The sequence below is a fragment of the Methylosinus sp. Ce-a6 genome, assembly GCF_009811655.1.
GTDB lineage: Bacteria > Pseudomonadota > Alphaproteobacteria > Rhizobiales > Beijerinckiaceae > Methylosinus.
This window is the reverse complement of record NZ_BGJX01000047.1, coordinates 1-19,792: the sequence shown is the minus strand read 5'-3', so window position 1 is coordinate 19,792 and position 19,792 is coordinate 1. Positions and strand designations below refer to the sequence as shown.

Genomic DNA, 19,792 nt, shown 5'->3' with positions numbered 1-19,792 from the left:
TCTTGCCATGGTCCACGTGACCGATCGTGCCGATGTTGCAATGCGGCTTCGTGCGTGAGAATTTTTCCTTGGCCATGCTTTCTGGTTCCCGGTTGCGGCGCGCCTCGCGTCCCGCGCGCGCGTGCCTTTAAGGCGGTTGCCGCCTTTCTTCAAGTGCGTTCGCGATGCCGCCGGGCCGCCCAATGAACATAGGGGAGGCGCCGCCGACCGCCGCCTCCCCATCAGATAAAGAATAATATCCCGTCAGATCAGGGATTTGAGGTCAGAACCTGACCTTGACGCCGCCATAAGCGGCGAGCGGCGCGCCGGGCCCCACGGTGCGCGGGTCGCGGAAGCCCGACAGCGCCGCGGATTCGAAATATGTGCCGAAGGTGTAGAAGCGCCGATCGAACAGATTATGCACGAGCGCATAGACTTCGACATTGTCCATGACCTTGTAGGAGGTCTTCAGATTGACGACGCCCCAGGACGGCAGAGTCTTGTCGAGATTGGCCTCGTCGCCGGCCAGATGCACGCCGCTCGTGAAGATGTAGTCGAGGCCGAACTTCCATTCGCGCGTGATATTGTAATCGAAGCCGAGCTTCACGCGATGGCGCGGAATGCCGGGCAGCGCATTGCCGGGACGCACCTGAATCTGGCCATTGGCGTCCGCGTAAGGGTTGTCGCCGGAATTCAGCATCAGCGAATTGCGGAATGTGGCGTCGATGAGCGCGTAATCCGCATAGAGCGCGAGGACGTCGTTGCGCCATGTGACGCCGGCTTCGACGCCCTGCCGACGAGTCTGGCCGACATTGGCGTAATAGCCGCGGCCCTGGATCACATCGGAGGGCAGCGAGAGAATATCGTCCGTGCTGTCGGTGCGGAACAGGCCCGCATGATAGTCGAGGCGGCCATTGTCGGGCCCGATCGGGTGATAGCCGCGGAAGCCGACCTCCCAGCTCCGCGCCACCACCTGCTTCAATGGCGGATCGGAGACGAGGAAACTGTCGATCATGCAAGGATGCAGGCGATCCGAGCAGCCGTTCTCGAGCGCGGTCGGCGCGCGATTGGCTTCCGAGTAATTGCCGTAGACGGTGAATTCGGGAAGGAAGGAGTAAGCGAGACCCGCGACCGGATTGACGCGCTGATAGATAGCATTGCTGTTCAGCGAGACGCCGCGGCGATCGAAGAGCGCGATATCGGCGCTGTTGAAGCGCAGGCCCGCGGTGACGGTGAGCTTGTCGGTCACATCCAGCGTGTCGAGCGCATAGACGCCCCAGTAGAAATTGCGGCCGCCGACGCTCACCGGCTGGAAGCCGCCCTCGGCGACGGCGTTCTGATAGGCGACGCCCGTCGACGCCACAAAAAGATCAGGTTGCAGCACGCCGAGCTCCGAATAGCCGCGGAAATCGACGAATTGACGATCATGCGAGCCGCCGACGACGAGCTTGTTCTTGAAGCCGAAGACCGGCTCGTCATAACTCCCCTGCAGGGCGAAGCCATAGGAGCGGGCGTCGGTTTTCGTCTTGTCGACGCTCGCCGGCACGCCGCCGGCGAGGACCGAGGCGGGAATGAAATTGCCGGAGCGGTCGCGCAGGCGGCGCTGCTCGGCGGTCGGCTCGCCGAGGAGAAACGCTTCCTCCTGCTGGCAGATGAAGGCCTCGGAACCGCAGCTCTCGACATCGGCGAGATTGCCGTCGACATGCGCGTGCCGGAACTGGCGGAAATAGGCGTTGCCGTTGAGCTTCAGATGGTTCGTCGCCTCATAGGCGCCCTTGAAATTGACGAAGGCGAGATCGTTGTTGGTCGTCTGCGGCGTCGTGAAGATGGAGCCGTGGCCGCCATTGGTCAGCAGATCGACCGGCGTCGCCGCCGCCGCGCCGAGGCGCGTGCCGGCGCCGGTGAAATTCAAATGGAATTCGGTCTTGTCGCCCTTGTAGCCGAGATCGGCGAAGCCGCGCAGCACAGAGGAGCCCGAGCGCCGCCGCCAGCCGCCGTCGCCTATGCCCTCGAAGGCGAGATAGGCGGCCCAATTGTCGATCTGTCTGCCATATTGCAGCGCGCCGACGCGCCGCCCATAAGAGCCGCCGCGGCCGTCCGCCTCGAAGCCCTGCCAGGTGAAGCCGTTCTTCATCTCGAGCGTCAGCGCGCCGCCGAGGGCGTTGAGGCCGAACAGCGGATTGCCGCTGACGATATCGCCATTGGCGATGGCGACGGTCGGAATCAGATCCCAATTGACGACGTCGCCGAAGGCTTCGTTGATGCGCACGCCGTCCTGATAGATGGCGAGGCCCTGCGGCGTGCCGGACACCGGCGAGGCCGAGAAGCCGCGATAGGTCACATCGGGCTGGAAGGGATTGCCGGCCACCTCGTTGAGGTTGATCGAGGCGTTGCGCCGCGCCAGCGTCTCGGTCACGACGAGCGCGTGATCGCGGTCGAGATCCTTGCGCGAGATGGTGATCGGATTGGTGGAAATCTTCGACTTCTCGATTCCCGCGCCCGCTTCGGGGGCCGCCGCGATGATGTCGATGTCGGGCAGCGCCTCCTGAGCGCGCGCCTGCAGCGCAGGCGCCGCGGCGACCATGAGCGCGACGAGGGAAATTCGGGAGCCAAGCATCTTTTCTCTTCCACTTACAGCCCGGCCGCGCCGGCGATTTTCGCGTCGAAGACGGCGCGCCGCAGAAAATCGAACGCAAAAAATCAGGTCCAACGCTCCGCCTTCGATTGGCGGAAGTTACGGGCGGTCGATCTACGTATCTATTTCAAAGATTCACATTCGGCTTGCCGATTTTTCCCGATCCGGTCCAAGTCCCGACCGCAAACCGCCCCATTTTCCGTCCGGCCGCGCTTCAGCCATCCCGCCTTTCGAAGACGGATGTTCCCGCGACATAGGTCGATTTCACCCGCCCCTGCAGGCGCGCCGTGTCGAAGGGCGTGTTCTTGCAGCGGGAATGCAATTCGGCCGGATCGACGACGAAGGGCTCGTCGGGATCGAAGCGGATGAGATCGGCCGGCGCGCCTTTGACGAGGCGCCCCTGCTCCAGCCCCAGAATTTCGGCCGGCCGCGTCGACATCGCCCGCAGCAGCGTGGCGAGTGGAACGTCGCCCGAATGGACGAGCCGCAGTCCCGCCGCCAGCATGGTCTCGACGCCGATCGCGCCCGGCTCGGCCTCGGCGAAAGGCAGGCGTTTCGCCTCGACATCCTGCGGATCGTGGTCGGAGACGATGACGTCGACGAGCCCGCTCGCCACCGCCTCGACCAGAAGGCGGCGCTCGTCCTCGTGGCGGAGCGGCGGCCGCAGCTTCAGGAAGGTGCGGTAGTCGCCGATGTCGTTCTCATTGAGCGTCAGATGATTGATCGTGGTCCCGCAGGTCGCCGGCAGGCCGCGGGACTTGGCCTCCTCGAACGCGGCGAGCGACAGGCCGGCGGAGATGATCGAGGCGTGATAGCGCGCGCCCGTCAGCGCGACGAGGCGCAGATCGCGGTCGATCACGACCGTCTCCGCCTCTCGGGGGACGCCGGCGAGGCCGAGACGCATCGCCAACTCGCCCTCGTTCATCACGCCCTCGCCGACGAGGTCGCGATCCTCCGGGAAATGGACGATCAACGCGTCGAAATCGCGGGCGTAGGTCATGGCGCGGCGCATGGTCTGGGCGTTGCGCAGCGAGCGCTCGCCGTCGGAGAAGGCGATCGCCCCGGCCTGGCGCAGCAGGCCGAGCTCGGAGATTTCCCGTCCCTCGCGGCCCTTGGTGAGCGCCGCCATCGGCAGCACGCGCACCCGACCGGTGTCGCGCGCGCGGCGCAGCACGAAGTCCACGACCGCCGGATCGTCGACCGGCGGCGAGGTGCCGGGCGCAGCGACGATGGTGGTCACGCCCCCGGCGGCGGCAGCCGCCGTGGCGGTGGCGATGGTCTCGCGATGCTCCGCCCCGGGCTCGCCGACGAAGGCCTGCATGTCGATGAGGCCGGGCGCGAGAACATCGCCCGCGCAATCGACGATATGCGCCCCCTGCGGCGCCGCCTCGGCCGTCAGAGCGGGGCCGACATCGGCGATCTTTCCATCGAGAGCGAGGAGCCCCCCGCGCGTCTCCACGCCAGAGGCGGGATCGACGAGGCGGGCGTTGACGAAGAGGAGAGGCGCATGGGGCGGCATGGGCGCCTCATTAGGCGATTTCGCCGGCCAAGGGAATTTCGCCGGCCAAGGGAATTTCGCCGGACAGCGAATTTCGCCGGACCGGCAATTTCGCCGGGCGCCTATCGCGTCGATTTCTCCGCCTCGCCGTCGAGGCTCGCAAATCGCACCTGCACCTCGGTCCCCTCCGAGGGCGGCGAGGCGAGGCGGGCGCGGAACCGCACGCTCTCCCCGGCGGCGAGCCGCATCTTGGGGGCGGCCGCCGTCCAGGCGTAGCGTTCGCGGCCATCGGCGCCCCGCACGGCGAGCGCCATGGGCGGCACGCGATTGGAGGCGCGCCGCAGATTGACGATCTCGCCCTCCACCGTCAGCACTCTGTGCGCGCCTTCGGTGACGATCCTCGAGCTGACGCCGCGCAGATCGAGGCCGGCCGCATTGACCTTCAACCCTATGGCCGAATACAGCGCCGTCGCGAAGGGGACGACCCGCACGATCTTCTCGCGCAAGCCGATGAGCGCCATCGCGCCGAAGACGACGGCGATGATCGCCGCGATCACGGGCAGCAGCCGCTCGCGCCGATTGTCCATGAGCTCGGGCTCGCGCGGGGGCTCCCGCCACAGACGCGCCTCGTCCAATGCGTCGGAATGCGAAGCGGGGACCGAGCGGCCCCCTCGATCGCGCTTGATGGCGTCGTTGCGCATGAGCGGCCTCCGAGCCGCCGGCGCCGCTTTCGAAATCGGCTGCCGGATATACCGTCGATTAACCGCCGATATGGTTAATGGGCGATGAACTGCTAATCTCTCGGACGGCGATTCTGACGGCGCCGATGGACACACGCCCTTGCTGAGCTTCGAGAACGTCGGCCTGCGCTATGGAAGCGGCGGCGAGATATTGAGCGATCTCGCCTTTTCCGTCGCGCCGCGCTCGTTCCAATTCCTCACCGGACCCTCCGGCGCCGGCAAGACGACGCTTCTGAAGCTCGTCTTGATGTCGCTGAAGCCGACGCGCGGCCGAATCACCCTTTTCGGCAAAGATACGGAGACGCTGGACAAGGACGCCGTGACCGATATCCGGCGGCGCATCGGCGTCGTCTTCCAGGACTTCCGCCTGTTGGAACATCTCACTCTCTACGAGAATGTCGCTTTGCCCCTGCGCGTCATCGGCCGCGAGGAGACGATCTATCGCGCCGAGGTGCTGGAGCTGTTGCGCTGGGTCGGGCTGGAGGAGCGCATCGCCAGCCGGCCGAGCGTGCTCTCGGGCGGCGAGAAGCAGCGCGCCGCGATCGCCCGCGCGCTGATCGTGCGGCCCGAGCTGCTGCTTGCCGACGAGCCGACCGGCAATCTCGACCCGACGCTGGCGCGGCGGCTGTTACGGCTCTTCGTGGAGCTGCACAAGAGCGGGACCTCGGTCGTCATCGCCACCCATGATCTGGCGCTGATGGATCAATATGAGAGCGCGCGCCGGCTGGTGCTCGCGGATGGGCGGCTGCATGTCTTCGAATGAGGCCAATTCGCCCGCGGCCGCGCGGCGCCCCGCGACGGTCCCCAGCCGAGCGGCGCGCGAGGCGGCGCTCGAGGAGACGCTCGGCCGCGAGACGCCGCTCGTGCCCACCTCCTCCATCGCCGGACGCTCGCTCGTCATCGTCATCGCCATCATGACATTTCTCGCGGCGCTCTCCGCCGGCGCGGCGCTGATGGTCGCCGACGCCAGCGTCGACTGGCGGCGCGAGGTGGCGCGGGAAGCCAGCGTGCAGATTCGCCTGCTTCCCGGCCGCGATATAGAAGCCGATGTGAGCCGGGCGACAGCCGTCCTCGTCGCCGCCGAAGGCGTGCGCGACGTGCGCGTCTACTCGAAGGCCGAGTCCGAGGCGCTGCTCGCGCCCTGGCTCGGCCAGGGGCTCGATCTCGCCGAATTGCCCGCCCCGCGGATGATCGTCGTCAAGCTGGACGACGGCCGTCGCGCCGATCTCGACGCGCTGCGGCGGGAGCTCGCCCAGGCCGTGCCGAGCGCGGCTCTGGACGATCATCGGCTCTGGGTGGAGCGGCTCGGCCAGATGGCGCGCACAGTCGTGGCGGTGGCGGCGCTCGTCTTCGTGCTGATCGTCGTCGCCATGGGGCTCGCCGTCGCCTTCGCCACGCGGGCGGCCATGGTCGGCAATCGCGAGATCATCGAAGTGCTGCATCTCGTCGGCGCGGCCGACAAATATATCGCCCAGCAGTTCCAGCGCCGCTTCCTCGCGCTGGGGCTGAAGGGCGGCCTCATCGGCGGCGCCTCGGCCATGGGCTTTTTTCTTCTCTCCGGCTATCTGGCCAGCCGCTGGACGGCGACGCCGGACGGCGATCAGCTCGAGGCCATGTTCGGCAGATTTTCGCTGGGGCCGCTCGGTTTCACCGTTGTCGGCGCCATTGCGGCGGCGGCGGGGCTGCTCACCGGCTTCATGTCGCAGGAGATCGTCTTCCGGCAATTGCGGCGGCTGGACCGGGCGGAATAGACCAGCTTCCGATCCCTCGAGATCGGAAGCTGGTCTCGAATCTTTCCGCGTTTCGATGAAACACGGAAAGACATGAGTTTCATCCCCTGCAAAATTCCGGTCGGGCGCTGGACGGCCTCGAGCGCCGCTTCCATCTTGAACAGGAAATCGGGCCGGCGAAGAGGACGGATTTGCGAGCCTATGCGCGAGACGCAGGAGCAGAACGGTCCGCCGCGACAGGACGCTGGCGCGGCGCAGCCGTGCTTCTCTGCTGCTTCCTCGCTTCGGCCTTCGTCGCCGGCTTCATCGGCTTCGCCCTCTCGCTGGAGCGGACCGAATCGAGGCTGACGGTGCAGGCGGACGGCGTCGTGGTGCTGACCGGCGGCTCCGACCGCGTGCAGGAGGCCGGGGGGCTGCTCGCGCGCGGCCAGGCGCGCCGCCTCCTCATCACAGGGGTCAATCGGGCGACGCGCGGCCGTGAGATCGCCAAGCTGCTGCCCGTCTCGCGCGAGCTCTTCGACTGCTGCGTCGATCTCGGCTATCGCGCCCGGGACACGGTCGGCAACGCTCTGGAGACACGCGACTGGGCGCGGGCGCGGGGAATCGCCCGAGGCTCGCTCATCGTCGTTACCTCGAATTATCACATGCCCCGCGCGCTGGCCGAGCTCGCGGCGGCTCTGCCGGAGGCCGAGCTCTATCCCTTCTCCGTCGTCAGCGATCATCTGCGCGTCGAGGATTGGCTCGACGACGCCGCGGTCGCGCGCCTCATCGCGGCCGAATATGTCAAATATCTCTTCGTTCTGCTGCGCACCCGGCTGCTGGAGCCCGTAACGTCCGCCGCCGCGTTGGGAGCGGCGGCCAGGGCGGAGCCCGGGCCTCGCGACGCGCCGAAAATTCCGCGCGCGCGGCTCCCCTGCGGCGAGAAATGCGCTAGAAGCGTTTCATCCCGCCCGAACCCCCTCGAGATCGTCAGGCGACCAACGCAATGCTCTTCCTGCGCTCGCTGCTGTTCCACATCGCTTTTTACGCCAATCTGATGACGCTCCAGATCATCTGGCTCCCCGCCCTCCTGATGAAGAGGCAGGCGTCCATGACGCTCGGCCGCGTCTGGGGCCGGACCTCGCTGTTCCTTCTGGACAAGATCGTCGGGCTGAAGGTCGAGTTTCGCGGCCTCGAGAATATTCCGAAAGGCCCCGTCATCGTCGCCTGCAAGCATCAGTCGACGTGGGAGACCTTCGTCCTGCCGCTGCATTCGCCGGATTTCTCTTACATTCTCAAGCGCGAGCTGGTGCTGATCCCCTTCTTCGGCTGGTATCTCATGGGGGCGGAGCAGATCGGCATAGACCGCGCCAAGGGCGGCAAGCTGCTGCCGCAGCTGATCGAGAAGACGAAGGCCCTGTTCGCGCAGGGCCGGCAATTGTTCATTTTTCCGGAGGGCACGCGGCGGCCGGCCGGCGCGCCGCCGCTCTATAAGTTCGGCATCGCCTTTCTCTATCGCGAGACCGGCGCGCCTTGCCTGCCGGTGGCGCTGAATTCCGGCCTGTTCTGGGCGCGCCGCGCCTTGATCGTGCGTCCGGGAACGGTGGTCATCGAATATCTGCCGCCGATTCCGCCGGGGCTCGAGCCGAGAGAATTCTTCCAGCGCATGCAGGACACGATCGAGGCCGCCTCCGATCATCTCATCGGGGAGGCGGTCGCGCGCGATCCCTCGCTCGCCGCGGTGGTCGAGCGCGGGCGCGAGGCGGCGAAGGCCGCGGCCTGAAATCTATCGGCCGTAGGCGGCGAGCTCCCTCTGGCCGGCCGCGAGCGCCGCGCGGTCGCGCAGCGGATATTCGGCCTCGACGATATAGGGGCCGCCGCCGACCGAATCGCGCGAGGAGAACAGCACGAAACGCGCCGCCTCGAAGCGCATGGGCGGAAAATAGCCGCGCGAGCCGAGATAGGTCGCGACCGCCGAGCAGGACGCCCCGCGCAGGCGGGCGAGCGTCACATGCGGCACGAATTTGCGCGGTTCGGGGGCGACGCCGATGCGCCGCAGCAGGCGCTCCTGCTCCGCCTGCAGCTCGGCGAGGCTCGAGTCGGCGCGCGCCTTCACCACAATGGCGCGCGGCTTGTCGCCTCCGAAGCTCGACAGCTCCTCGAGCGTGACAGAGAGCGACGGACGGCGGATCGCGGCCAGCGTGAGGGCGACGTCATGGCCGAGCGCATCGTCCACATCCCCGATGAAGCGCAGCGTGATGTGATAATTCTCGGCGTCGATCCAGCGAGCGCCCGGCAGGCCGCCGCGAAGAGCGGCGAGATCGCCGGCGACGAGAGGGGGGATTTCGAGGGCGGTGAACAGTCTGGGCATCGGAAGTCCTCCATCCTGGCCTCGCAAGGCGGGATCGCGCGGGAACGGGGAAAAAGCCGAAGTCGCTGTCTGCTCGCTCGCCCCTGCCCGGCCGCGGCGCGGCGGAGCGAGGGGCCGTCGTCGGCGCCTCCTTCGCGTCTCGGCGCGGGGGGGCGCGCAGAGGATGGTGAGCGGCACTATAGCCAGAATGCGACGGCTGTAACGAAAATCCCGCTGCGGCGACGGTTTTTTCTTATTGGCCGAGAGTTACGCGCAATTTCGCGCCCTCCGACGCTTCCCGCTCAACGCTGCGCCGCTCCGCTGCGTCGGGATCGTTGCGAATCGAGGCTCTTCTCGACGAGCGGCGCGACGCCTTCGACGATTCGCGCCACGCCCGCGCGGCTGGGATGCAGCCCGTCGGGGAGCGTCATGCCCTTCTCGCCGACGACGCCGGCGAGAAAGAAGGGATAGAGCGGCAGGCCGCGCCGCGCCGCGAGCTCGGGGAAAATGGCGTCGAAAGCCTTTTTTTGCTCCTCGCCGAAATTGGCGCTGGCCAGCATTCCGGCGAGCAGCACGTCGAGGCCGCGCTCCTTCGCGGCAAAGACGATCTTTTCGAGATTTTCGCGCGTCGTCGCCGGATCGAAGCCCAGCAGCATGTCATTCGCGCCGAGCTCGAGGATCATGAGATCGCCGCCGTCGCGCAGCGCATAGGAGAGCCGCGAGACCCCGCCGCGGGTCGTGTCGCCGGAGACGCTGGCGTTGACGACGCTTGCGTCATAGCCGTCGTTTTTCAGCCTCGCCTCGAGCTGCGCCGGAAAGGCGGCGTCCGCCGGAAGCTGGAAGCCCGCGCTCAGGCTGTCGCCGAAGGCGATGATCTTCAGAGGCTCGGCCGAAGCCGGTCGCGCCGAGGCCATGGCCAGCAGCAGCAGAGCGGCGGCGCACAGCAGCGCGATCGAGCCGAGCGGCCGAAAGCGCGGCCGGAGACTGGAAACAACGGGCGCCTTCGCATATGTCGGGGCGGGCGTTCGGGCCGGATCGCGAAATGCGGGCCGGCGGGCGGCGCAGCGGCAAACCATATCAGGACCTCTCCGAACGTGCAGCGGCCGGTCATCGAACTCGAGGATGTCGATCTCACCCTCGGCGCGGGCGCGGCGCGCGTCCATGTGCTCAAGCAAATAAGCTTTTCCGTATCGCGCGGCGAGGCGGTCGGCCTCGTCGGGCCGTCGGGCTCCGGCAAATCCACGCTGCTGATGACGCTGGCCGGCCTCGAGCGGCCCGATTCCGGCAAGGTGCTCGTCGACGGGAGCGATCTCACGCGCCTCGACGAAAACGCCCTGGCGCGGTTCCGCGGAGGGAAGATAGGGGTCGTCTTCCAGTCTTTCCAGCTCATCGCCACGATGACGGCGCTGGAGAATGTCGCTATTCCGCTGGAGCTCGCCGGCCGCGCCGACGCTTTCGAGCGCGCCGGCCGTGAGCTCGAGGCCGTCGGCCTCGCGCATCGCCTTTCGCATTACCCTTCGCAGATGTCCGGCGGCGAGCAGCAGCGCGTGGCGCTCGCCCGCGCGCTCGCCCCCGATCCGGTCATCCTCGTCGCCGACGAGCCGACCGGCAATCTCGATTCGGAGACCGGCGCCGCGATCGTCGATCTCATATTCGCGCAAAGGGCGCGGCGTTCGGCGACGCTCGTGCTGGTGACGCATGATCCCGCGCTCGCCGCCCGCTGCGATCGCGCCGTGCGGCTGCGCTCCGGCCGCATAGAGGGCGAGGCGCGCGCGTCATGAGGCGCGGCCTCGCCTCGCGCCTGCCGCTGGCGCTGCGTTTCGCGCTGCGCGATCTTTCCGGCGATCTGCGCGGCTTCAGCGTGTTCATCGCCTGCATTCTCATCGGCGTCGCCGCGATTTCCGGCGTCGGCGCCGTGTCGCGCTCGCTCGGCGAGGGCCTCGCCCGCGAGGGCCGCACGATTTTGGGCGGCGACGTCTCCCTCGCCACCACGATGCGACGGCTCTTGCCGCAGGAGCGCGAATTCGTCGAGCGCTCTGGCCGTGTCTGCGAGATCGCGCTGATGCGCGCCATGGCCCGCTCGACGAGCGGCGAGGCGACGCTCGTCGAGATCAAGGCGGTCGACGCCGCCTATCCCAATGCGGGCGCCGTCGAGCTCGCGCCCTTGCTGCCGCTCGCCGAAGCGCTGCGCGAGCGAGACGGCGCCTTCGGCCTCGTCGCCGATGCGACGCTGATCGCCCGGCTCGACCTGAAAATCGGCGATCGGGTGAAAATCGGCGCCGGCGCCTTCACGCTCGCCGCCGAGCTTTCGAGCGAGCCCGACAAGCTCGCCGGCGGCTTCGGCTTCGGCGCGCGCGTGGTGATGAGCCAGGACGCTCTGAAAGCGACCGGCCTCGTGCAGCCGGGCGCGGTCGTGCGCTGGCTGACCCGCGTCTCGCTCGGCGCGAGCGGCGCGGTCGCGAGCGACGTCGAGGTCGAGCGTTTCGCCGCGGCGCTGACCGCGGCCTTTCCGGAAGCCGGCTGGGATCTGCGCAAGCGCGACGCCGTGTCCCCGCAATTCTCGCGCAATCAGGAGCGATTCACCCAGCTTTTGACGCTCGTCGCGCTGACGGCGCTGGTCGCCGGGGGCGCGGGCGTCGCCAACGCCGTTTCCGGCTTCGTCGCCCGAAAGCGCGACGCTTTCGCTATATTGAAGGCGCTCGGCGCGCCGGCCTCGCGCGTCTTCGCCATGGCGCTGGTCGAGGTGCTGCTCGTCGCCGGCCTCGCCGTCCTCGGCGGCCTCGCCCTCGGCGCGACATTCCCTTTTCTCGCCGATTTCGCCCTTTCCGCCTCCATTCCCTTGCCCTTCTCGCCGTCGGTCGACGCGCGCTCGCTCGGCGTCGGCGCGGCCTATGGGCTGCTGGTGGCGCTGATCTTCGCGCTGCCGCCGCTCGGCCGCGCCTATGGGACGCCGGTCGCCCGGCTGCTGCGCGACGAGGCGCAAGAGAAGGCCCCTCCCCGAGCCTTTCTGCTGGCCTCGCTCGCCGCGGCGGCGGCGCTCATCGCGCTGGTCATGGCCACTGCCGCCGACAAGACGCTCGCCGCGACCTATATCGTCGCCACGGCGGCGGCCTTCGCACTGCTGCGCGGCGTCGCGGCGCTGGTCGTTCGCGCGGCGCGGCGCGTCTCGCATGTGCCCGACGCGCGGCTGCGCCATGCGATCGGCAATATCCGCCGACCCAAGAGCCTCGCCGCCACGCTGATCGTCTCGATCGGGGTCACGCAGACGCTGCTGGTCGCGCTGGCGCTGATCGAAGGCTCGATCCACGCCGAGCTGTTCCAGGCCCATAAGAGCCGCACGCCGAGCTTCTATTTCGTCGATGTCGCCAAGGAGCAGGCCAGCGAATTCACCTCCTTCCTCTCGTCATTCGCCGCCGACGCGCGCATCGAGCATGTGCCGATGATGCGCGGCCGCATCGTCGCCGTGAACGGCGTCCGCGCCGAAACGCTGAAGCCGCCGGACGATATCGCCTGGGCGCTGGAGGGCGATCGCGGCGTGACCTTCTCCGCCGCGCCGCCGAAGGGCTCGGAGATCGTCGCCGGGCGATGGTGGGAGGCCGAGCGGAATGGCCCGCCCCTCGTCTCGCTCGAGGCGCGCGTCGCCGAAGGGCTCGGCCTCGCGGTGGGCGACGAGATCGTCGTCAATGTGCTCGGCCGCGAGGTCGCGGCCCGCGTCGCCAATCTGCGGCGTGTCGATTGGCGCAGCTATGGCATCAATTTCATGATGGTGTTCTCGCCCGACGCCTTCGCCGACGCGCCTTTTTCGGAGATTTTCACCGTCGCTTTCGCCGATCGCGACGATCCGCTCCGTGACAAAAGGCTCATTCGGGACGCTGCGGCGCGCTTTCCGCAGATCGCCGCGCTGAGGGTCAAGGACGCGCTCGAAGCGGTGGAGAAGATCGCCGATCAGCTCACCTTCGCCGCGCGCGCGGCCGCCGGCCTCGCCATCGTCACGGCGGCGCTGGCGCTCGGCAGCGCCGTGGCGGCGAGCCAGCGCGGGCGCCAGCGCGACGCCGTCGTGCTGAAGACGCTGGGCGCGACGCGCTTCTGGCTGACCTGCGCCTTCGCGCTGGAATTCGCGCTGCTCGGGCTCGTCGCCGGCGTCTTCTCGGTCGTCGCGGGCGCGGGCGCCGCAGCCTTCATTCTGGAGACGCTGATGAAAATGGAGTTCGTCTTCCTGCCCTGGCCGGTCGCGCTGACAACTCTCGGGACGCTGATCTTCGCTGTCTTTCTCGGCCTCGTAGGAAGCTGGCGCATTCTCGGCGAGAAGCCGGGCCCCGCTCTGCGCCGGCAATAGCGCCGAAAAAGCCGTTTTGGCGACGCTTTCGCCATGTAGAAGCGGCTTTTTCGCGCCCCGACCCTTGCCGGGAGAGATCGCTCGCCTTAAAAGGCGGGCTTCGCCGGCGTTCAGGGGGCTGGACGCGAGATGATCGCGCTCGCCCTCGAACAAGCGTAGAGCCCATGCCCCAACTTCTGCCCGAACGCAAGAAACTGCCCGTTCCCGACAACGATTTTTCGTTGCCGCAGATCTTCGCCTCGATCGGCGGAGGCCTCGCCGGCGCGGCCGTGTTCGCCGTCGTCACCAAGGGAACCTCGGCGGGGACTTTGTTCGCTTTTCTCGCGCCGCTGCCGATCATGATCGTCGCGCTCGGCTTCGGACTGCGGCACGGCGCGACCTCGGCCCTCATCGCGACCGGCCTTTTGTCGATCTGGCCCAACCCCGTCTTCGGCTTCATCTACGCCTTTCTCATCGCCGTTCCGGCGCTCGCGGCCGCCTATGCCGCAGCCGGGGCGCCCTGGCGCGGCCGCGATCTCGTGGCGTCTCGTGCTCCGGCCTGGGCGATACTGGCCGCCGGCGCCGCGCTGGCCGCCGCCATCTCCATCGCGGTCTCCGCGGCCGCGATTCGCTTCGGCGGCCTCGACGAGGCGCTCAATCCGCTGCGGGCTCGCGCCTTTCTGGCGATCGAGGATCTCATCCGCACGCAGGAGCTCGGCGACAAGCTCGATCCGAATCAGCTCTCCGGACTGGTCGTCTACGCCCTTCCCGCGACGCTCGGCGCGCTGGCGCTGCTCAGCCATGCGCTCAATCTGTGGGGCGCCGGCCTGCTCGCCCGCGCCTCGGACGCGCTGCCCCGCCCCTGGCCGGACATTGCGGAGGAGTTCGTGCTGCCGCGCGCGGTCGCCGCGCTCTTCCTCCTCGCCTGCGCCGTCGCCTTCATGGGCGACCTCGCCGGCGCGCTCGCGCTCGTTTTCGCCGAGATCCTCGGCCTCGCTCTGGCGATGCAGGGGCTCGCCGTCGCCCACGCCCTGCTGCGCGGCTCGCGCGCCGGCGGCGTGGCGCTCACCATCGTCTATATCGTCATCGGCCTGTTCGCCTGGCCGATCGTCTTGTTCACCGTCGTCGGCGTCGCCGACGCGGCTTTTTCGTTCCGCAGCCGCAAGCGAGCGGCGCAGGCGCGGCGCGGCTGAGAGCGCCGCGGCAAACTTCAAAGAGACACGAGGAGAAAACCCATGGTCGATGTCATTCTGCTGGAGCGCGTGGCCAAGCTCGGCCAGATGGGCGACACGGTTCGCGTGCGCGACGGTTACGCGCGCAACTTCCTGCTGCCGCGCGGCAAGGCGCTGCGCGCAACGGAAAACAACAAGAAGCATTTCGAGACGCAGCGCGCCCAGATCGAGGCGCGCAACCTCACCGCCCGCAAGGAGGCCGAGGCCGTCGCCGAGAAGCTCGAGGGGCAGAGCTTCGTCATCATCCGCCAGGCCGGCGAGAGCGGCCATCTCTACGGCTCGGTGGCGACGCGCGACATCGCCGATGCGGCGACGGCGGGCGGCTTCTCGCTCAACCGCAGCCAGATCGACCTTCAGCATCCGATCAAGGCGCTCGGCCTGCATAATGTGCCGGTGCATCTGCACCCCGAGATCGAGGTGAAGATCGTCGTCAATGTCGCCCGCTCCGCCGAAGAGGCCGAGCGCCAGGCCCGCGGCGAGACCGCCGTCGCCCGCGAGGAGACGACGCTCGACGATCTCGGCCTCGAGGTCGGCGCCGCGCTGGCCGAGGCCGGCGACGTCGAGCTCTGATCGCTCGCGAAGCAATCCGCTTCCTTTAATAAAGGCCGGAGACCCAGAGTCTTTCCGTGTTTCATTGAAACACGGAAAGACTCTGGGCTTTTGTTTTGACGCTTTCCGACGCCGAACCGGCGTTTACCTCGGCTGGAAACGCTCAAGTGGCCTTCGTCGATGAAAATGACGATGTTCGAGCTCCTCCCCAACCCTCCCCCGCCGCGCGGGAGAGGGAGCAGATTCGGCGCTTCATCAAAGGTTCGCGAGACATTGCCGCCCCCCTCTCCCGCGCAGCGGGGGAGGGTGAGGGAGGGGGCTTTCGGGTCTTCGGTTCGAGTGACGCAGGCCACTAGCGTCTCCGGCCTTTTTCATGCGCCGCCGAATCGCCGTGGCGAAATTGCCACACTCAATGGATTTTCAGAACATTCGCAGCGATGGCGCCGCGCCATGTGGAAATGACTCACAAGGGCGGCGCTTCCCCGCGCCGCCGCCCGCACGCGATCTTCGCCATTGGCGCCGCGCTCCCATTGGGGCAATGTCGCGGCTGTTCTCGAGTGCTTCTCGCAACGCGTTCAAGCGCATCGAAGACATCCCGCCCACGAGAGAGAAATGCCAGCAATCGAACCGTTGCCGGGTCCGCGTCCTTTTTCGGTCGCGCCGCTCGACGCGCCCGCCTATCGCACGCCGCCGCACAATATCGAAGCCGAACAGGCGCTGCTCGGCGCTATTCTCGTCAACAATGACGCATTCGATCGCGTCTCGGATTTTCTGCGGCCGGAGCATTTCTCCGAGGAGCTGCACAGGCGCGTCTATGAGGTCACGTCGCAGATCATTCGCGCGGGACGCATCGCCACGGTCGTGACGCTGAAGACGCATCTCGGCGATGTGGAGCTGCCCGGCGGCGTCACCATGCCGGCCTATCTCGCGCGCCTCGCCCGCGAGGCGACGACGATCATCAACGCCGAGGATTATGGCCGCACGATCCATGATCTCGCCGTGCGGCGGGAGCTGATCGTCATCGGCGAGGATATCGTCAACGCCGCCTTCGACGCGCCTGTCGATCAGGCGCCGCGCCAGCAGATCGAGGAGGCGGAGCGCAAGCTCTACGCCGTCGCCGAGACCGGCCGCTATGACGGCGGCTTCCAGCGCTTCGCCGAGGCGCTGGCGACCGCCATGGATATGGCGAGCAGCGCCTATCAGCGCGACGGGCATCTCTCCGGCATTGCGACCGGCCTCGCCGATCTCGACGAGAAAATGGGCGGCTTGCAGAAATCCGACCTCGTCATCGTCGCCGGCCGCCCCGGCATGGGCAAGACGGCGCTCGCCACCAATATCGCCTTCAATATCGCCAAGGCCTATGTGGCGGAGCACCAGCCGGACGGCTCGACGAAGACGGTGAATGGCGGGATCGTCGGCTTCTTCTCGCTCGAAATGTCGGCCGAGCAATTGGCGACGCGCGTCATCGCCGAGCAATCCGGCGTGCCCTCCTACAAAATCCGCCGCGGCGACATCAACGAGGACGATTTCCGCCGCATCGCGGAAGCCGCGCGGGAGATGCAGAGCATTCCCTTCTTCATCGACCAGAGCGGCGGCATCTCCATCGCCCAGCTCACCGCGCGGGCGCGGCGGTTGAAACGCCAGCGCGGGCTCGATCTGCTCGTCGTCGACTATCTGCAGCTGCTCTCCGGCTCCAAGTCGCGCAACGACAATCGCGTGCAGGAATTGACCGAGATCACCACCGGCCTCAAGGCGCTGGCCAAAGAGCTCGCCGTGCCGATCATCGCGCTCTCGCAGCTCTCGCGTCAGGTCGAGAGCCGCGACGACAAGCGGCCGCAGCTCTCGGATTTGCGCGAATCCGGCTCGATCGAGCAGGACGCCGACGTCGTGATGTTCGTCTATCGCGAGGAATATTATCTGCGCAATCGCGAGCCGCGCGAAGGCACGGAAGAGCATATCGCCTGGCAGAACGAGATGGAGCGCGTGCATGGGCGCGCCGAGGCGATCCTCGGCAAGCAGCGCCACGGCCCGACCGGCACGGTGATGCTCGCCTTCGAGGCGGAGGTGACGCGCTTCTCCAATCTCGCCGAGGAGGACAAGCTGCCGGCGCGCATGTGACACCGCGCCGGCTGTTCGAGAAGTCGTAATCGTCGTAGAGTTGTCGTTATTTACAAACGACCGTCAATGGATCAAGAATTTTATGTGTCTCAAAATTGACGGGTTCTCGACTATCGCAAACCGGAGCTACAAAAAATCCCGTACACTCATGCTTCTTGAGATTCTTGGCGCTCGTCGCCATCGTGGCGCGAACGACGCATGATGATTTTCCTTTGCATTCAGCCGATACGATTTTGTGAAAGCGCGATATCTTCTCATCGAAACTCTTGCAGTAAATTCCCGCGTCAGCGATGTCGGTAATCGACACATTCGCTGCGCATGGTTGCACGTGAAGGGTGACGAGAGCGATCACCATCGCGGCTTTCAGCATCTTTACATCCCTTTAGTTCGCGCTCGCCGCTGCGAGATCGGTGATGACAAGACGGACGGCGGGAAGGTGGGGCGGGCTCTCGAATAGTCAATTCTCCGTCCGCTCAAAGCCGCGTCGCCTCGAAGGCCGGAACTTCGTCAGCGAAAGCGTCGAGCCAGGCGACGAGCGCGGGATGTTTCGCGCGCCACGCGCCTTCGAAGCGCAGATCGAGATAGCCGAGCGCGGCGGCGACCGCGACATGGCCGATCGTCACCGGGCCGGCCGGCGGAGCGGCGTCGAGCGCGGCGAGAGCGCGATCCAGCTTGCCCGCTTGCAGCGCGATCCAGTCAGAGGAGCGCAGAGGCTCCGGCCGCGTCGCCTCGTAGCGGATGAGCAGCGCTGCGTCATTGATCCCGTCGCCGAGCGACTGCAGCGTCAGCGCCGCGACGCGCACGGCCGGCTCTGCGGGAATGAGCTTGCCGCCGCCGGCGAGAAGATCGAAATATTCGCAGATCACGCGGCTGTCATAGATCGTCTCGCCAGAATCGAGAATGAGCGTCGGCACTTTGCCGAGCGGGTTTTGCGCGCGCAAAGAATCGGCGGGGTCGGTCGTATCGGCGCCGACGAGCGCGAGGCTCGCGCCGAAGCCGAGGAGCTCGGCCGCGATGCGGCACTTGCGGGCATAGGGCGAAGCCGCGGAATAGCGTAGAATGGGCATTGGCTCCCTCACGTCGAAAACGCTTCACGGATGCGAGCAATAGGACGTTGCGAAGATGACCGCCAGTCCCGAATAGATCGCCGCCGGCCATCGCCGCGCCCGCGCGCGCTATCGAATGTCGACAATCGCAAGGGCGTGTTCGCGAATAGCGCCGACGATCTCGACGGGCTGCGCGATACGCTCGAGCGACGCCTCCGCAATGTCGAGATCGACATTGTCGATTGCGCCGCCCTCTTCGTCGCTCGCGATCGAGCGCGCGCGAGCATTTCGGCCTCCTTGTAGAGGCTCATATCATTTCCGTGTGATCGCTTCGCTTGAAGAAGCGATGACCGCCCCGTCCGTCATTGCGAGCGAAGCGAAGCCATCCTGTGCCGTTGGGCGGCTGAAGGATTGCTTCGTCGCTCCGCTCCTCGCAATGACGACCATGCGGAATGCGAAGCATTCACAGGGAAACCGTATCACTCGTAGATCGCGCTCAGCACCACGTGGAACTTCGCGACCGTATTGCCGATATTTTTGACCTCGTAATGGATCTCGGTCTCGTCCTTGGTGTCGACCGTCTGCGACTGCGGGAACGGCTTCACCTCCGTCACCGTGTAATGACGCCACACGCGCGTCACCTCGAGCGAGGTGTTCTGATTGAAGCCGGTCGCCGTGCTGCCGGTCGCGAAGGGCACCGCCTGCGCGTCCCAGACCGCATTGAAGGGCGAGGCGTTGTTCCACCAGCCATGCATGGTCGCGCCGGGCGCGAGGGTGTGCTCGGTCTTCGTATCGATGAAAAGCGCTTTCGACATTTTCAATCTCCTGTTCGAAACCGTCGCGTGAAATTATTGCGATCGGATGCTGTGGAGATTAGACGCAGGCTTCTTTCGGCGCCGTGCGCGCGAACACAGAGCGAGCCCTACGATGCGTCGCCGTAGATGGCGGAATGCGGGAAGACGAGACCGGGCGGATCGAGCGTGACGTCGCCTTCGCGAATGACGCGCGTCAGAATATCGCTCCCCTGCCCGCGACGGTGATGGATCACCAGCGCAGAGTCCGGATCGACGATGAGGTAAAGCGCGATGCTCGCGACGCGAAAATATCCTGCGAGCTTGCCCAGAACGTCGTTGCGTCCGGTGGAAGGCGACAGCACCTCGACGACGATGAGCGGCGCTTCCACGAAAAGCGCATCCGGCGGCAGCTCCGGCCCGCGATAGCGCTGCGCGTCGGGCTCGAAGACAGTCGCGGAATCGACGCGCACCGCCACCCCGTCCGGCAACACATGGCAGGGCGCGCCGGCCCGGCGGACGGCGTCTTGCAAAGCGAGCGCGACCAAGAGCTTCGCCTTTGCATGAGCGACGCGCTCGGAGGCCTGAGCGAAGACCTCGCCATCGACGAGCTCGTGACGGCCAGGGCGACCTTCGGCCCAGACCACGACTTCCTCGGCGTCTTCGGCGGAGCGCTCATGGGGCGATCCTAGTGGCTTGCGTCAATGAAAGTGAAGACGCTCGAGCCCCCTCCCCAGCCCTCCCCCGCTGCGCGCACGGCTGTCCGGGGAATGAGTCGATAGGTCGCGGGCGCATGCCCGGCTTTCCCGAGAGTTTCGGGGTACTTTCTG

At 66.9% G+C, this 19,792-nt stretch carries 19 protein-coding genes; 10 read left to right on the top strand and 9 right to left on the bottom strand.

The genetic code is table 11. From position 1 onward, the window contains the following. Positions 1–262: 262 nt before the first annotated feature. The 3 genes from Mspo_RS17955 to Mspo_RS17945 form a co-directional block, all read right to left on the bottom strand. The gene (locus Mspo_RS17955) at positions 263–2,596 is read right to left on the bottom strand and encodes a TonB-dependent receptor (protein ID WP_159732283.1); all 2,334 of its coding nucleotides are present in this window, start codon (positions 2,594–2,596) and stop codon (positions 263–265) included. Positions 2,597–2,828: 232 nt separating this feature from the next. Next, positions 2,829–4,133 carry a dihydroorotase gene (locus tag Mspo_RS17950; protein WP_159732280.1) on the bottom strand — a complete coding sequence of 435 codons (1,305 nt, stop codon included), beginning with the start codon at positions 4,131–4,133 and terminating at the stop codon, positions 2,829–2,831. 101 nt (positions 4,134–4,234) lie between these two features. Next, a complete protein-coding gene (locus Mspo_RS17945) occupies positions 4,235–4,813 on the bottom strand; it encodes a hypothetical protein (RefSeq protein WP_244613535.1) in 579 nt (192 codons plus the stop codon). Positions 4,814–4,952: 139 nt separating this feature from the next. Here Mspo_RS17945 and ftsE point away from each other — a divergent pair, with 139 nt between their 5' ends. The 4 genes from ftsE to Mspo_RS17925 all read left to right on the top strand — a co-directional run bounded on the left by ftsE (position 4,953) and on the right by Mspo_RS17925 (position 8,344). Continuing rightward, a complete protein-coding gene (gene ftsE, locus Mspo_RS17940; RefSeq protein ID WP_159732277.1) occupies positions 4,953–5,615 on the top strand; it encodes a cell division ATP-binding protein FtsE in 663 nt (220 codons plus the stop codon). After that, positions 5,602–6,603: an ABC transporter permease gene (locus tag Mspo_RS17935; protein ID WP_244613534.1), complete on the top strand. Its 1,002-nt coding sequence runs from the start codon at positions 5,602–5,604 to the stop codon at positions 6,601–6,603. The genes ftsE and Mspo_RS17935 overlap by 14 nt, the downstream gene beginning before the upstream one ends. Positions 6,604–6,842: 239 nt before the next feature. Then, positions 6,843–7,619, top strand: coding sequence for a YdcF family protein (locus tag Mspo_RS17930; protein ID WP_244613533.1), 777 nt, complete (start codon positions 6,843–6,845; stop codon positions 7,617–7,619). After that, entirely contained in the window at positions 7,568–8,344 is a 777-nt protein-coding gene (locus tag Mspo_RS17925; protein WP_159732274.1) for a 1-acyl-sn-glycerol-3-phosphate acyltransferase, read from the top strand. The genes Mspo_RS17930 and Mspo_RS17925 overlap by 52 nt, the downstream gene beginning before the upstream one ends. Before the next feature lie 3 nt (positions 8,345–8,347). Here the strand turns inward: Mspo_RS17925 and thpR are convergent, their stop codons facing one another. Together thpR and Mspo_RS17915 are read right to left on the bottom strand one after the other, a co-directional pair. Then, the gene (thpR, locus tag Mspo_RS17920) at positions 8,348–8,932 is read right to left on the bottom strand and encodes an RNA 2',3'-cyclic phosphodiesterase (RefSeq protein WP_159732271.1); all 585 of its coding nucleotides are present in this window, start codon (positions 8,930–8,932) and stop codon (positions 8,348–8,350) included. A 281-nt stretch (positions 8,933–9,213) separates the two neighbouring features. Then, positions 9,214–9,987: an arylesterase gene (locus Mspo_RS17915; protein WP_159732268.1), complete on the bottom strand. Its 774-nt coding sequence runs from the start codon at positions 9,985–9,987 to the stop codon at positions 9,214–9,216. 18 nt (positions 9,988–10,005) lie between these two features. Between Mspo_RS17915 and Mspo_RS17910 the strand changes: the two genes are divergently transcribed. The 5 genes from Mspo_RS17910 to Mspo_RS17890 all read left to right on the top strand — a co-directional run bounded on the left by Mspo_RS17910 (position 10,006) and on the right by Mspo_RS17890 (position 17,125). Next, the gene (locus Mspo_RS17910) at positions 10,006–10,692 is read left to right on the top strand and encodes an ABC transporter ATP-binding protein (RefSeq protein WP_159732265.1); all 687 of its coding nucleotides are present in this window, start codon (positions 10,006–10,008) and stop codon (positions 10,690–10,692) included. Further along, positions 10,689–13,247, top strand: coding sequence for an ABC transporter permease (locus Mspo_RS17905; RefSeq protein WP_159732263.1), 2,559 nt, complete (start codon positions 10,689–10,691; stop codon positions 13,245–13,247). The genes Mspo_RS17910 and Mspo_RS17905 overlap by 4 nt, the downstream gene beginning before the upstream one ends. 164 nt (positions 13,248–13,411) lie before the next feature. After that, entirely contained in the window at positions 13,412–14,419 is a 1,008-nt protein-coding gene (locus Mspo_RS17900) for a DUF2232 domain-containing protein (RefSeq protein WP_159732260.1), read from the top strand. A gap of 42 nt (positions 14,420–14,461) precedes the next feature. Beyond that, positions 14,462–15,028, top strand: a complete 567-nt coding sequence (gene rplI / locus Mspo_RS17895) for a 50S ribosomal protein L9 (protein WP_159732257.1) — start codon at positions 14,462–14,464, stop codon at positions 15,026–15,028. A 591-nt stretch (positions 15,029–15,619) separates the two neighbouring features. After that, on the top strand, positions 15,620–17,125 hold the full coding sequence (locus tag Mspo_RS17890) for a replicative DNA helicase (RefSeq protein ID WP_159732254.1): 1,506 nt from the start codon (positions 15,620–15,622) through the stop codon (positions 17,123–17,125). A 46-nt stretch (positions 17,126–17,171) separates the two neighbouring features. Here Mspo_RS17890 and Mspo_RS17885 read toward each other — a convergent pair whose 3' ends face one another. Then, the gene (locus Mspo_RS17885; RefSeq protein ID WP_159732251.1) at positions 17,172–17,495 is read right to left on the bottom strand and encodes a hypothetical protein; all 324 of its coding nucleotides are present in this window, start codon (positions 17,493–17,495) and stop codon (positions 17,172–17,174) included. Positions 17,496–17,598: 103 nt separating this feature from the next. Continuing rightward, a complete protein-coding gene (locus Mspo_RS17880; RefSeq protein ID WP_159732248.1) occupies positions 17,599–18,192 on the bottom strand; it encodes a glutathione S-transferase family protein in 594 nt (197 codons plus the stop codon). Positions 18,193–18,327: 135 nt separating this feature from the next. Between Mspo_RS17880 and Mspo_RS19650 the strand changes: the two genes are divergently transcribed. After that, positions 18,328–18,474 (top strand): hypothetical protein, encoded by a 147-nt coding sequence (locus tag Mspo_RS19650; protein WP_201281744.1) that lies wholly within the window; start codon positions 18,328–18,330, stop codon positions 18,472–18,474. Between the two features lie 176 nt (positions 18,475–18,650). Here the strand turns inward: Mspo_RS19650 and Mspo_RS17870 are convergent, their stop codons facing one another. Further along, entirely contained in the window at positions 18,651–18,986 is a 336-nt protein-coding gene (locus Mspo_RS17870; RefSeq protein ID WP_159732242.1) for a hypothetical protein, read from the bottom strand. Between the two features lie 107 nt (positions 18,987–19,093). After that, the gene (locus tag Mspo_RS17865; protein WP_159732239.1) at positions 19,094–19,609 is read right to left on the bottom strand and encodes a Uma2 family endonuclease; all 516 of its coding nucleotides are present in this window, start codon (positions 19,607–19,609) and stop codon (positions 19,094–19,096) included. Positions 19,610–19,792 lie beyond the last annotated feature (183 nt).